Below are 14,682 nucleotides of genomic sequence, written 5' to 3'. Positions count from 1 at the left end.
CTATTAATGATTATTTTGTGCGAGATGCATATTCCTCTGTTGCACGTACCCAGTTTTGCTTTGTAATGGCATGCGCTGTTTCGGCATCCTGTGCTTCAAGGGATGCAATTAACTTCTCATGCTCGACAACAGATTGTGCTGTTAAAATAATCGAGTTATGGAAGAATAAGCGGCGCACATGTGCTTGAAAATTCGACACAGGATTTGCAATATATTCATTTTCTGCTTCTTGAATAATTAATGTGTGCAATTCATCATCTAGTTTTAACGCTAAATAGAAGTTTTGACTTTCAATTGCTAACGCAAATTCCGCATTTTTAGCGCGTAGCTGTTGGATAAATGAAGCTGTTACGCCTTTTTGAGATACTTCCTCAGCAGCTAATGCTTGCAATGCCGCTAATACGGGTAAAATCTTTTCGACATCGGCATTATTAACAGCGGTTACTTGTGTTGCTACACCGGGATGCATTTCAACAAAGCCCTGTGCATTTAATAATTGTAATGCTTCGCGTACGGGCGTACGACTGACGCCTAGCGCAGTCGCAAGCTCTGCATCATTTAATTTTTCTAATGGTTGCAACGTCCCATCAATAATCCATTCTTGTAGTTGTAAAAAGGCACGTTCCTTTGCTGATAAACGTGCGGGTTTCATGAAGTCCTTTGGTATTGGCATCGTGTCACCTCTCCCGAATTCTTATATATTGCATACATTATAAACTACATTTAAATACGTGACAAATTTCGCTAAGACAATTTTTACGTCCTCGTAATATATTGCATACATAAACGCAGTAAAAAAAGCACTACTTAGCAAAGTAATGCTTAATTCACTAATGTTATTTCGCCGCAATACATGCAGCGATTTGGTCGCCATGGAAGCGGCCATTTTCGATAAAGATTTCATTTGCATTATTACCTGCTGCAATAACACCCGCAATAAATAACCCTTCCACATTTGTTTCCATTGTTTCAGGATTAAATGTTGGACGCCCTGTTTCAGCATCTACTGTCACACCCATTTCACGAATAAATGAGTGATCTGGGTGATACCCTGTCATCGCAAAAACAAAATCATTCGCAATGACTTTTTCTTCACCATCCACTGTTAATGTCACTGTTGTATCATCGATTTTTTCCACGCTTGTATTAAATAACATCTGAATACTTTCATCACGTGCAAGTGCCGCAAAATCTGGTAGTACCCACGGTTTAATGCTTGATGAGTATTCACTACCACGATACGCAACTGTCACACGAGCCCCGGCTTTATGCAGTGCAAGTCCCGCATCAATTGCTGAGTTCTTGCCACCAATTACAAGTACATCCGTATCAAAATAAGGATGCCCCTCTTTGAAATAGTGCATCACTTTCGGTAAGTTTTCACCGTCAATGCCCATATAATTCGGATGATCGTAGTAGCCTGTCGCAATAACCACATACGGTGTTTCATACGTATCCTTAGATGTTTTCACGATAAATGATTGGCCTTGCTTTGTAACATGCTCGACCTTCTCAAAACGATGGATTTGAATATCTTTTCGTTTTACAACCTCACGATAGTAAACGAGTGCTTGATTACGTTTTGGTTTTTGACCTTCAATAATAAATGGTACATCGCCAATCGCTAATTTTTCACTTGATGAGAAAAATGTTTGGTGCGTTGGGTAATTATAGATTGCATTCACGATATTGCCTTTTTCAATGACGATTGGGTTTAGTCCAATTTTTTGTAAAGCGATTGCTGCCGCAAGACCACAAGGGCCACCGCCAACAATAATCGCATCTTCTTGACGCATAGTTGTCATTCCTTTTTATATCATATTCTTTACCGAATCTATTTTACTATATATTTGAAATTTGTCACTTGTTCGAGCTCATTAAAAAAGAGGCTCAGAATAATTCCTGAACCTCTCTTTATTCCTTATTGCATTGGTAAGGCAATTTTTACGCCTGCTTGTACTTTATCAGATGATAAGCCATTTAACTGACGGATTTGTGCTGCTTTTGCTGTTGAACCGTAGTAACGGATTGAGATACTTTGAACGGTATCTCCTGCAGAGGCATTGTGTAAATAGCCATTTTGGATTGATTGGCGATAAGCTGATGTTGTTGTATTTGGTGCTGCACCTGCAGCTTCTTTTGCAGCCTTTTCTTTTGCTGCTTTCTCAGCTGCCGCTTTTTGTGCTGCGGCCTTTGCTGCGGCCTCTTTTGCTGCTTTTTCCTGCGCAGCTTTTTGCGCCGCTGCTTTTGCTGCCGCTTCTTTCGCTGCTTTTTCAGCTGCCGCTTTTTCGGCTGCGGCCTTTTGTGCTGCTGCTTTTGCTGCAGCCTCTTTCGCTGCTTTCTCTTTTGCAGCCTTTTCTTTGGCCGCTTTTTTCTTCGCTATCCGTTCTTTTTTCGCTTTTTCTTCAGCCGCTTTTTTCTTTTCAGCTTTTTCTTGCGCTTCTGCTGCTTTTTTTGCTTTTTCTTGCTCTATTTGTTGTGCTTTTGTTTGCTTGTCTTTATCGTCATCAGTTGCAACAGCACCACTATTAGATGAACCGTTGCCATTGCTTGATTGTACATTTACATCATTATTTGCTAAATCTTGCGTCGTTTTATCACCGGAATTTGCAAAGAAACTAAAATACACGAGAATCAGCACAGGTACAAGAACAAAAATACTGCCTAAAATTGTAATTAATTTATTATTATTCTTTTTCTCTTGTCCATTTCGAGCCGCTCTACGTGAAGCACGTCCGGGATTTGTTTGTGCATCGCTACCAGCCACTTCAATGGATTGACGATGCGCTTCAACTTTATCTCGATAGTTATTTTGAGACATGTTTATCCCCCTTTTTCATAGCCATTTCATATTATAATATGCGCTTTGTCGTTTGAAAAGCATTCCGTCGTCGCTTCAATTAAATGGTAATAATTGTTTGAGACGACTTTGCCAGTTTTCCAATGCTTTTGGTTCATTTTTTTTGATATATGGTGCTAAAATCTCACGTTTTTGTAATCCACAGCCTGAACAGCAATTTTTTGGTTTTTCTAGCAATTCCTCATCAAAATAGGCTACTAATTGTGTGCGAATACATGGCGCTGTGATAATTTTTGCAAGGGCTATCACCTGCTGTTGCTTTTCTGACGCTAGCTCTTGAATTTTTTGTGACACTTGTAAAGGAGCTAGCTGACGCATCCAATAGTGCAGGACACGAAAAGCTGTTTCGGTCATTTCTCCGGCTTCAACAAGCTGCTGTGGCTCCTCACACGCCATGTAACGCGAAATATGCCAATCTGTTGGTAAATCAAGTGTTGCCATTTCAAGCGTACGCTCCGTATCACGTTTTTCATAGTAAAGCGTCGCTAGCGCCTCACCACCGTCACGCCCTGCTCGTCCAACTTCCTGCATATAGCTTGCGACATTTTGTGGCAGATGATCATGAATAATTTGACGGATATTATTTTTATGAATCCCCATACCAAATGCATTTGTCGCACAAATCCAGTCTACTTCATCATGCATAAACTGACGCTGTACAAACATGCGGTCCTGCTGTTCCATACCACCGTGATAAAAAGTAGCACGGATACCTACTTGTTGCAGCATGGACGCATATTCCATCGTTCGTTTACGCGACTGCGTATAAATAATGCCGGGTCCTTCAAACTGCGTAACTTGCTGAATAAGGGCATTCGCCTTCTCAAACGATGTCGTTTCAACTGCTTCATAATGAATGTTTTTACGGTCAACTGAATGAATAAATGTCGATACTTTTTCCATGCCTAAATAATGCGTAATATCCCTCATAATTTGGTTCGTTGCAGTCGCACTAAGCGCCAAAATTGGTGGCCGCTCTTTCGGAAGTGCCTCTGCAATTTGTAAATATTCCGGACGGAAATCAAAGCCCCACTGCGAAATACAATGGGCCTCGTCAACAACGATTAGTCCTAGCTTCATCTGTTGCAAACGATTCTTTACAGCATCACTAGCAAGCATTTCAGGTGATAAAAATAAAAAGCGAAAGGCATCGAAGTGCTGCCATACAAACTGTTTATCATCAAATGATAAAAAAGAGTTCAGTGCTGCCACGCGTTTTTCCCCAAACTGTCGCAATTGCTCCACCTGGTCTTGCATTAATGATAGTAACGGCGAAATGACAAGGATGGTTCCTTCAACAACATACCCAGGCAATTGATAGCAGAGTGATTTCCCCATACCTGTTGGTAATAATGCTAGCGTATCATGCCCACTGAGTACCGCTTCAATAATTTCTTGCTGGCCCTCACGAAACGCATCATAGCCAAAGCGCTGTTGTAAAATTTGTTGTAACTCCATCATTTATTCCCCCTTTGCCGCAAGCACTAAACGAATTTGAAAATAACTTGCTTGTGGAACACTCTCTTTAATTATGCGTAGCTTCGTCGTTTGTAGCTGCTTTGTACGTTTACGAATCGCTAGTACAAGCTCCTCTGGCACAAACTGCGTCAATGGAAACTGTGGATCATTCATCGCCATCTCGGCTAAATGGTCTTCAATTGTACTCGTTTTTAGACGACGATACTGCGCAATTTGCTCCAATGAATAGCCCTTATAAAAAAGGTCAGCTGTTTTTTGTGTCGATTGTGTTAACAATTGTTCAATCCGGATATTTTGCGCTAAATCAGCGAGTAATGGATAATTGCGCACTTCATTTATCATGCTATGTAAACAGCTAGTAAAACGTAACTGCAAGCTTAATATATCCTCGTCTAAGAAAACAGCTAGTTGCTGCCATGTATAACCGCTTTGTTGATATCCGCTTAGTCGATAGCTTAACACTTGCTTTGAACGCTCCTCGACTGGTAAGCTAGCAACCAACTCCATTAATTGTGTCGTAAACTGTTGTTGAAATGCAGGCTGTTGGAAATCATGATACCGTAAATAATCTTTTACAAAGCGCTGTGTGACACCGTCTTGCTCAATTGGCAAAAAACGCATCGTATGTGGTGCATTCGAAAGCGTTTGAACAACGAGTGCCAAACGTTTAAAAAACGCCGACTCTCGCCCGCGATAATGCCAGCCATCGAAACCTACAGGACGGAAATCTTCTATTAATTGACGTCCTTTATCGGTCACGACGACATTTTCCTCCGTCAAAAGGATGAATTGTGCGTTAAAAATTTCCTCAATATAGGTATCATATTGAGCCTTTGTCAGTTTTGGTGTTATACTGAAAAAAGGATACAGTTGAAAAAGCCCGACATCTTGAATCGTCTGACCAGATTTTTTCCCTTTAAAGAGGTGATAAACGGCAGATGATCCGCGCTGATTATTGTATCGGGCAAAAATAGACACGATTAATTTAGTAGCAAACATGTATATTTCCTCCCAGTTCTAGTAATTTAGGTTGAAATGTGCGAAAAAGCGACTTAAAATAGTATAGTGAATATAAGAACGAAGAAAAGAAGGAGAGATTTAGAGATGGCTAAATTTACAATCGTCGATAAAGATACTTGCATCGCTTGTGGCGCTTGTGGCGCTGCTGCACCAGATATCTATGACTACGACGACGAAGGTATCGCATTTGTTATTCTTGATGATAACACAGGTACTGTTGAGATTCCAGAAGACTTAATGGAAGATATGGAGGACGCTTTTGAAGGCTGCCCAACTGATTCAATCAAAGTGGCAGACGAAACTTTCGACGGCGACGCGTTAAAATACGAATAATCTTTCCGCCCTACAAATTGGTTGTAGGGCGTTTTTTTTTATGCTATATTAGTATCAGGTACTAACAGTAAGTTACATACAGGAGGCCATTATGGACATTTTACAATTAAAAGATAAAAACGTAATCGTTATGGGTGTTGCCAATGACCGTAGCATTGCATGGCATATTTCAAAAGCCTTATTTGATGCAGAAGCACATATTATTTTCACGTATCGTAAAGAACGTTCCCTATCAAAATTAACAAAGCTTTTAGCTGATTATGATGAAAGCCGTTACTCAATCGTACAATGTGACGTGAATAGCGACGATAGCATGACAGAAGCGTTCACTAGCATCGGTGAAAAATATGGTACGATCCACGGTCTTGTGCACTCTGTTGCATTTGCACATGCAGAAGATTTAAAAAATCGCTTCGTTGAAACATCTCGTGAAGGTTATGCGTTTGCACAAGATACAAGCGCCTATTCATTAATTAAAGCCGCACAACTTGTACGCCCTTATATGACAGAAGGTGGCTCAATTATTACGATGAGCTATCTTGGTGCTGAGCGCGTATTAGACGGTTACAATGTCATGGGTGTTGCGAAAGCCGCATTAGAAGCAAACGTACGCTATCTTGCAAGTGATATTGGCCAAGACAATATTCGTGTCAACGCCATTTCAGCTGGCGCCATTAAAACATTAGCAGCAAAAGGCGTCCCTTCATTTAACAAAATTTTAAATAAAATTGAAGAAGCTGCGCCATTACGTCGTAACATTACACCACAGGAAGTGGCAAATATGTCTGTGGTCATGCTAAGTGCCTTATCAACTGGTGTGACAGGTGAAGTGATTCACGTCGATGCTGGCTATAGTATTTTAGGTATTTAAGTTCTTTATAAACATAAAAAAGAAGGAATCGCCAACGCGCGATTCCTTCTTTTTGTTGCGAATTTATCAGTCACGATTTTTTAGTTTTTCATTTTCGGATCGAGTGCATCGCGTAACCCATCACCCATTAAGTTAAAGCCAAGTACCGTTAACATAATCGCAATACCCGGGAAAATCATCGTCCACGGGGCATTCACTAAATAAACGCGCGCATCCGCAAGCATTTTTCCCCATTCAGGAGTTGGCGCTTGTGCACCTAAGCCTAAGAAGCCAAGTGCCGCTGCTTCAATAATCGCTGTCGCTACAGCAAGTGTCCCTTGCACGATAACAGGTGCCATCGAATTTGGCAATATATGCTTAAATAAAATTCGCGCATCTTTCATACCAATCGCTTTTGCTGATGTAATGTATTCCTCTTGCTTTATACTCAGCACTTTAGAGCGAATCAAGCGCCCAAAGTTCGGAATATTAACGATGGCAATGGCAATTAACGCATTTTGAAGTGATGGGCCAAGTACCGCCACGATTGAAATCGCTAGTAAAATACTTGGGAACGCCAGCATAATATCAAAAATACGTGAAATAATTGTATCGACCCAGCGGCCATAGTAGCCCGCTAAAATACCGAGTAAGCTCCCGACAACAATCGAGCCAATTACTGAGAAGAAGCCGACCCATAATGAAATCCGTGCACCGTACAAAACACGTGAGAAAATATCGCGGCCAAAATCATCGGTACCAAACCAGTGCGTGCCAGATGGTGGCTGCAAGCGCTGTGTTAAATTTTGTTCATTAATGCCTTGTGGCGCAATAAGCGGTGCCAAAATGGCTAAAATAATAAACACGAGTACAATCCCTGCACCGATGAGGGATACTTTGCTTTTCTTAAAGCTACGCCATGCATTAAGCCACGGCCCTGCTTCTTTTGCTTTCACGGTAGAAAGTGTTTGCTGTGTAGCCATTGAAATCCCTCCTAGTTATATTTAATCCGCTTATCAACAAAGCTGTATAAAATATCCACAATTAAATTAATTAAAATAAACAAGAACGCAATAATTAAAATACCAGCCTGAATAACTGGGTAATCACGGAAGCCAATCGCATCGTAAATATAGCGTCCAACACCTGGCCAACTAAAGATGGTTTCCGTTAAAATGGCGCCTCCTAATAGTAAACCCGTTTGTAGTCCGATGACCGTTAATACCGGAATAATGGCATTTTTCAATGCATGCTTATACACGACTAAAAATGTTTTTTGACCTTTTGCGCGTGCCGTACGAATATAATCCGCACGCATTACTTCAAGCATGCTTGAGCGTGTCATTCGCGCAATAATGGCCATTGGAATCGTCGCAAGCGCCAGTGCCGGTAAAATTAAATGCTTTACCACATCGCCGAATTGGTCAAAACGGCCTTGGACGAGCGTATCAATTAAATACAAATGCGTAATCGGCTCAACGGGATTCCGCGCATCTTCACGCCCAGATGTTGGGAGCCAGTCGAGCTGAATGGAAAAGCCCCACTGGAACATTAGCCCTAACCAGAAGATGGGCATCGATACACCGATTAATGCTAAAATCATCGCTGCATAATCGAACCATGAATTTTGGAACCACGCGGAAATAATGCCCGCATTCACGCCAATAACGATTGCTAATACCATTGCACAAAATGCTAGCTCAATCGTCGCCGCTAAATACGGCCAAATCTCCGTTGAAATGGCTTCGCGTGTTCGCATCGATGTACCTAAGTCACCGCGTAATAGCTCACCTAAATATTGAAAATATTGCACGTACCATGGATTATCTAAGCCTAAACTTTCACGTAGCGCCTTGACCGCTTCTGCTGTCGCTTGCTGGCCTAAAATAACTTGTGCCGGATCTCCGGGTATTGCTCGAATAATTAGAAAGACGATAAACGTCATCCCTAAAAGGACAGGAATTAATTGCAATAAGCGTCTTCCGATATAACTCAACATTGGCCGTCACCTCTCTCATTTGAAAGAGGATGCCTTACGCGATGCATTTACAAGCTGTTCGATGCAAGGCATCAACTCACTGTAAAGGCCGGCACTGTAGGACACCCCCTAAGGATTAATTCACTTCAATTGTGTCAAAAATATCTGAGCCCGTTGGATGCGGCTTGAAGTTTTTGATTGTGCTCTTACCTGCTAAAATTGGTGTTGAATAAGCAAGTGGTACCCAAGGCGCTTCCTCATGAATGATTTTTTGCGCTTTTTCGTATAATGCATTACGTTTGTCTTCATCTGTTTCTTTTTGTGCTTTTAATAATAATTTATGTGTTTCTGAGTTTTTGAAGTACGTGTAGTTATTGCTACCGATATTTGATTCATCTAATAATGTGTACAGGAAGTTATCCGCATCGCCGTTATCCCCTGTCCAACCTAATAGGAATGCATCTGCTTCTCCTTTTGCTGCTTTATCAAGATACGTAGCCCACTCATACGTTACGATTTTTGACTTGATGCCAACATCATCTAAGTTCTTTTGGATTGCTTCTGCAATTTTTTGACCATCTGGCATGTATGGACGTGGTACTGGCATTGCCCATAATTCGATTTCTTTGCCATCATAGCCCGCTTCTTTTAATAATGCTTTCGCTTTTTCTGGATCGTATGGGTATGCTGAAATATCTTTGTTAAAGCCTGATACTGCTGGTGGCATTGGGTTTGATGCCACATCTGCTTTGCCTTCGTAGAATGCCTTCACAAGCGCTTCTTTATCAATTGCGTAGTTTACAGCTTGACGTACACGTTTATCATCAAATGGCTTACGTGTTACCGTCATACCTAAGTAACCAACATTTAATGATGGACGTTCGATTAATTGTAAGTTGCTATCTGCTTCAATGCTTGCTGAATCTGATGGGCTAATGCCTGTCGCTAAATCGATTTCACCTGTTTTTAACGCATTTAAACGTGTTGAGTTATCTGGAATTGATTTGAAGACGACTTTATCTACTTTTGGTAAGCCTTCTTTCCAGTAATCTGCATTTTTCTCAACCGTTACGCTATCATTACGTTTCCATGATACGAATTTGAACGGACCCGTACCAACTGGATTATCACCAAATTTGTCGCCTTCTTTATCGAATGCTGTTGGTGATGCCATGCCGAATGGGCTCATCGCTAAGTTTTTAAGAAATGGTGCTTGTGGATTGTTTAATGTAACTACGACTGTTGTGTCGCCATCTGCTTTTACTTCTTTAATAACAGCTGCATCTTCACCTTCAAAGCCACCAAACATTGATTGGAAGTAAGGAAATTTTTCTGCATCACCTGTCATCCAGCGTTCAAAGTTTTTCACCACTGCATCGGCATTGAAGTCGGTACCGTCATGGAATTTCACACCTTCTTGTAATGTGAATGTGTACTCTAACCCATCATCTGATACTTTCCACTCTTTTGCTAAGCCTGGTTGCAGTGTTGTATCTTGCTCACCAAAGCGGATAAGCGTTTCAAAAATATTTTGTGTTACGGCGAATGATTCCCCATCTGTTACCGTAATTGGGTCAAGTGACACAGAGTCGCCGCCACGACCAAAGATCAATGTGCCGCCCTCACTGTCGCCTTTGTTTGAATCACCATCTGATGATTTTTCACCAGAGCCGCCACATGCAGCTAATACGATTGAAACAAGCATCGCGACTAATACAACGAGTAAACTTTTTTTCTTCATAAAAATCCCCCTTAATTCGATTGTTTTATATCATTGCGATGTGCTTCATCATAAAGATGGCACGCCACAGAATGACCTGGTTTGATTTCATTAAAGACGGGTACTTGCTGTGAACAAACAGCCATTTTATGCGGACAGCGCGTATGGAATGTGCAGCCGCTTGGCGGATTGGATGGACTTGGGATATCGCCTTTAATGAGCTCTGCCTCTCGTTTAAAATCTGGATCCGGAATCGGCACAGCAGAAAGAAGTGCCTGTGTATACGGATGAAGTGGCTCCTCATATAAACTTTCACTATCAGCTAGCTCGACAATATGCCCTAAATACATCACACCGACACGATTGCTAATATGACGCACAACACCTAAATCATGAGCGATAAAAATATACGTCAGCTTAAACTCTCGCTGTAAATCTTGCATCAGATTTAACACCTGCGCCTGCACCGATACATCGAGTGCCGATACAGGTTCATCGGCGATAACAAGCTTTGGATTTGTCATTAGCGCCCGTGCAATACCGACGCGCTGACGTTGCCCACCTGAGAATTGGTGTGGGTAGCGCTTGGCGTGAAAATCACTTAGCCCAACGATATTGAGAAGTGACATCACACGTTCTTTGCGCTCCTTCGCATTGCCAATACCATGGACAATAAGTGGCTCCTCTAAAATCTTGCCAATCGTATGACGTGGATTAAGCGACGCATACGGGTCCTGGAATACCATTTGAATGTCACGCCGCACTGCACGTAGTTCTTTGTTGGATAATTCTGAAATTTTATGCCCTGAAAAAGTAATATTGCCTTCTGTCGGCTCTAATAAACGCATTAACATACGTCCGGTCGTTGATTTCCCGCATCCTGATTCGCCGACAATACCAAGCGTTTCACCTTCATATACTTCAAAGGACACATCATCAACAGCCTTTACATGCCCAACTGTATGTGTAATAACCCCTGCCTGAACCGGAAAATACTTTTTTAATCCTTCAACTTTCAATAACGGCTCGTTCATCCGCTACCACCTCCTCCGTTAAAAAGCAGCGTGATTTATGCTCTGGCGACACGACGTATAACATGGGCTCTTCTAAACGGCAGCGCTCAAAAGCAAACTCACAGCGCTCCGCAAATCGACAACCCTGCGTCACAGAACCTGGTTTTGGTACATTCCCTGGAATCGCATAAAGACGTTGCTTTTTATAGCGCATATCTGGAATCGATTGAATTAAACCTTTTGTGTACGGATGTTGTGGATTTTTAAAAATCTCATCGACAAGTCCTTCTTCGACAATTTTGCCACCGTACATCACGACCACACGCTCGCATGTTTCCGCTACGACACCGAGGTCATGCGTAATCATCATGACGGCTGTATTCAAACGACGGTTTAAATCTTTCATCAACGCTAAAATTTGCGCTTGAATCGTTACATCAAGCGCTGTTGTTGGTTCATCTGCAATTAAAATCGCCGGGTCACACACAAGTGCCATCGCAATCATGATACGTTGCCGCATACCACCTGATAATTGATGTGGATAATCTTTAAATAATTCTTCTGCTCGCGGTAGTCCAACAAGTTTCATCATCTCAATGGCACGCGCACGAATTTGCTTTTTCGACCACTCTTTATTGTGAATGGAAATGGCTTCGGTAAGCTGACTGCCAATTGTAAATAATGGATTCAGTGATGTCATCGGCTCTTGAAAAATCATCGCGATATCTTTCCCGCGAATTTTTCGGAATTCTTTTTGAGAAAATGTTGTTAAATCTTGGTCCTTGTATACAATTTCACCGCCTGTTATTTTACCAGGTGGCGATGGAATTAGTCCCATAATCGATAAAGATGTGACACTTTTCCCACAGCCAGATTCTCCAACAACGCCTAGAATCTCCCCCTCATAGAGAGAAAATGATACGCCATCAACAGCTTGCACTGGTCCATCATCCGTAAAAAAAGTCGTTTCAAGCTCACTTACACGCAATAATTCTCTTTTCAATGCATATTCTCTCCTTTCTGTGTTTTGACAAAAAACTATTTTCCACTATTTTATAAGGAACTTGCATAAAAAGGCAATACTTTTCTTCTATACCTTTAATTATATTTAATACCATTTATTGGTTGTTTTTTCTGTTTTCGCAATATATTTTTTTAATGCAATGTATGTAAACCGAATCATTTTGGTTATATACTGTTCCTATACATCATTTAGGAAAAAAATCACTTAAAATTCTAAATTATTCGTCTTTTTAAACTTTATTTTTTTTGTCAAAAGGGAGTATTTTACTAAAAAGAGGGTATTTAAGAAAAGATAAATTTGAACTTATGGAAAGTTGAACTTATGGAAAGAATGGAGGCGATCAACTTGTGGTTTCATGCGAATAACGCATTAGTAGAAATCCAGCAACACTATGCGACTCTGATCGTTTTACTATCAATTTTAACATCCTGCATCGCCTCTTATACCGCTGTGTCACTTAGTCAACGGCTTGGGAAGAATAGCTTAATTAATCCTACTGCCTGGCTCATCCTGGCAAGTATCGCAATGGGGCTCGGCATTTGGGCCATGCATTTTATCGGTATGACCGCTTTACAATTACCGATTACGATTCATCATAACTATCCGCTAACAATTGCATCAATGATTCCTGCATTTATTGCATCGTTTTTAGCTTTTTATGTAGCGAATCAGCCACGAACAAACACGCGTATGTTGCTTATGGGCGGCTTTTTTATGGGCCTTGGCATTATCGCCATGCATTACCTTGGAATGGCAGCGATGACACCTACACATCCTGTAATCATGCAGTACACATTATGGCTTGTGATTCTATCAGTTATAGCAGCTGTCGGAATTTCAATTTTAGCCATCTTTATTTTACATAATGTAGCTAAAAACCCTTTATCTAGTATGGTTTCAAAATTTATAACCGCTCTTTTACTAGGCTGTGCAACATCGGCGGCACATTACATCGGTATGGCAAGCGTCCATTTCGTACGTACATCATCTGAGCCAATGAATGTGATATCACACACACAAGATATGCAATTTATGATTATCGCCATTATTGCCAGCTTAACGATTATTTTTTCTTTATTATTAGCAGCAAGTATTGTCGACCGTAATTTGGAGCGTCGTTTCATTTATTTTGATACGCTGACGCATTTGCCAAATCGGCGCCATTTCTTAAAAAAAGTAAAAGGCAATGGCATAATTTATGCCATTGCACTTATCAAATTCCCGAATTTATTAAGCTTCCATCATGAATTTAATTACGAATTAGAAGATGAGCTCTTACTATTAATTTCAAAAAAATTAAAGGATAATATGCCACCTTATACGAAGCTATACCGTATCGATGATCAATCCTTTATTTTTATCGCGAAGGATCATCAGGCAGCCATTGAATTAAAACAGCATTTAGAAGTCATTCAACGTCGTTTGCAAAAGCCTCTATTCCTTGGTAAACATGAGTTTAAAATTACGGGTACCGCAACCATTGCACTAAACGAGCATAATGAGTCTTATGAGCGGATGTTTTTAAATGTGCAAGCCGCAATGGAGCATCCAACCACGTCACATAAAAATTTCCACATCGTCAATTATGACCATCGATTGCATACGCGTAATTTTACGACGCAGCTAGTAGAAGGTTTAGATGATGCACTGAAAAATAACGAAATCTTCCTTGTCTACCAACCAAAAGTATTAGCCAAAACGAATCAAATTATTGGTGTTGAGGCATTAATTCGTTGGCAGCATCCTGTTTATGGCATGCTAGCGCCAACTATTTTCTTACCGATTTTAGAAGCTAATCATAAATTATTTTATTTGACCGATTGGATTATTGAAGAAGTTTGTCGTATGTTAAGTCAGCCTGTCACGGAACAGTTCATTCCTCAACAAGTTGCCATTAACATTCCCGGACCGTACTTAACATCACCGCGTCTAAAAGAAACGCTTTTAACGATGACAGCACTTTACAATATTCCACCTGTGCAAATCGAGCTTGAAATTACGGAAACGAGTTTCATTCGTGAAATCGATAAAGCTGAAGATATCGTGACAATGTATCGCACGCTTGGCTTTTCAGTGGCACTCGATGATTTTGGGACGGGGGTGTCATCTCTCGCTTATTTAAAACGTATTCCAATTACAACGTTAAAAATCGATAAAGCCTTTATTGATGATGTACCTACATGTGAAAAAGACACATTGATTTTACAATCGATGATTCAGCTTGCGGAGTCATTAAATGTTCATTTGATTATCGAGGGTGTGGAGATGAATGAGCAAATTAATTATTTACTGAAAAATTGTGAAAACCCCATTATTCAAGGCTACTACTATTCAAAGCCCTTGCCGCTTGAAGCATTGCAAATTTGGCATAAGCAGTTTCATGAACAATTCGTATATTAACATTC

At 40.8% G+C, this 14,682-nt stretch carries 13 protein-coding genes; 3 read left to right on the top strand and 10 right to left on the bottom strand.

Features of this window, described 5'->3' with window-relative positions; all coding sequences use genetic code 11:
* Window positions 1–10 precede the first annotated feature (10 nt).
* From KTHG_RS03780 to KTHG_RS03760, 5 genes are all read right to left on the bottom strand, one after another.
* A complete protein-coding gene (locus tag KTHG_RS03780; protein ID WP_020189595.1) occupies window positions 11–673 on the bottom strand; it encodes a GntR family transcriptional regulator in 663 nt (220 codons plus the stop codon).
* Between the two features lie 163 nt (window positions 674–836).
* Window positions 837–1,796 carry a YpdA family putative bacillithiol disulfide reductase gene (locus KTHG_RS03775; RefSeq protein ID WP_020189594.1) on the bottom strand — a complete coding sequence of 320 codons (960 nt, stop codon included), beginning with the start codon at window positions 1,794–1,796 and terminating at the stop codon, window positions 837–839.
* Window positions 1,797–1,921: 125 nt separating this feature from the next.
* A complete protein-coding gene (locus KTHG_RS21045; protein WP_020189593.1) occupies window positions 1,922–2,821 on the bottom strand; it encodes a LysM peptidoglycan-binding domain-containing protein in 900 nt (299 codons plus the stop codon).
* A gap of 75 nt (window positions 2,822–2,896) precedes the next feature.
* Window positions 2,897–4,321, bottom strand: coding sequence for a RecQ family ATP-dependent DNA helicase (locus tag KTHG_RS03765; RefSeq protein WP_255512364.1), 1,425 nt, complete (start codon window positions 4,319–4,321; stop codon window positions 2,897–2,899).
* A complete protein-coding gene (locus KTHG_RS03760) occupies window positions 4,322–5,338 on the bottom strand; it encodes a YpbB family protein (protein ID WP_020189591.1) in 1,017 nt (338 codons plus the stop codon).
* 105 nt (window positions 5,339–5,443) lie between these two features.
* Between KTHG_RS03760 and KTHG_RS03755 the strand changes: the two genes are divergently transcribed.
* Window positions 5,444–5,692 (top strand): ferredoxin, encoded by a 249-nt coding sequence (locus KTHG_RS03755; RefSeq protein ID WP_020189590.1) that lies wholly within the window; start codon window positions 5,444–5,446, stop codon window positions 5,690–5,692.
* Between the two features lie 88 nt (window positions 5,693–5,780).
* The gene (locus KTHG_RS03750; RefSeq protein WP_305000238.1) at window positions 5,781–6,563 is read left to right on the top strand and encodes an enoyl-ACP reductase FabI; all 783 of its coding nucleotides are present in this window, start codon (window positions 5,781–5,783) and stop codon (window positions 6,561–6,563) included.
* A gap of 80 nt (window positions 6,564–6,643) precedes the next feature.
* On the opposite strand, the gene nikC is transcribed toward KTHG_RS03750, so the two are convergent.
* From nikC to KTHG_RS03725, 5 genes are all read right to left on the bottom strand, one after another.
* Window positions 6,644–7,525: a nickel transporter permease gene (nikC, locus tag KTHG_RS03745; RefSeq protein WP_020189588.1), complete on the bottom strand. Its 882-nt coding sequence runs from the start codon at window positions 7,523–7,525 to the stop codon at window positions 6,644–6,646.
* An 11-nt stretch (window positions 7,526–7,536) separates the two neighbouring features.
* Window positions 7,537–8,541, bottom strand: a complete 1,005-nt coding sequence (locus tag KTHG_RS03740) for an ABC transporter permease (protein WP_020189587.1) — start codon at window positions 8,539–8,541, stop codon at window positions 7,537–7,539.
* Window positions 8,542–8,656: 115 nt separating this feature from the next.
* The gene (locus KTHG_RS03735; protein WP_020189586.1) at window positions 8,657–10,261 is read right to left on the bottom strand and encodes an ABC transporter substrate-binding protein; all 1,605 of its coding nucleotides are present in this window, start codon (window positions 10,259–10,261) and stop codon (window positions 8,657–8,659) included.
* An 11-nt stretch (window positions 10,262–10,272) separates the two neighbouring features.
* On the bottom strand, window positions 10,273–11,274 hold the full coding sequence (locus KTHG_RS03730) for an ABC transporter ATP-binding protein (protein WP_020189585.1): 1,002 nt from the start codon (window positions 11,272–11,274) through the stop codon (window positions 10,273–10,275).
* Window positions 11,249–12,256 (bottom strand): ABC transporter ATP-binding protein, encoded by a 1,008-nt coding sequence (locus KTHG_RS03725; RefSeq protein WP_020189584.1) that lies wholly within the window; start codon window positions 12,254–12,256, stop codon window positions 11,249–11,251. Before KTHG_RS03725 ends, KTHG_RS03730 begins: the two co-directional genes overlap by 26 nt.
* 366 nt (window positions 12,257–12,622) lie before the next feature.
* Here KTHG_RS03725 and KTHG_RS03720 point away from each other — a divergent pair, with 366 nt between their 5' ends.
* Window positions 12,623–14,677 (top strand): EAL domain-containing protein, encoded by a 2,055-nt coding sequence (locus tag KTHG_RS03720; protein WP_020189583.1) that lies wholly within the window; start codon window positions 12,623–12,625, stop codon window positions 14,675–14,677.
* The last annotated feature ends 5 nt before the right edge of the window (window positions 14,678–14,682 follow it).

The sequence above is a fragment of the Kurthia sp. Dielmo genome (genome assembly GCF_000307285.2).
Lineage (GTDB): Bacteria > Bacillota > Bacilli > Bacillales_A > Planococcaceae > Kurthia > Kurthia populi.
Note: the sequence above shows the minus strand (reverse complement) of the source record. Positions and strands in the feature narration are given on the sequence as shown.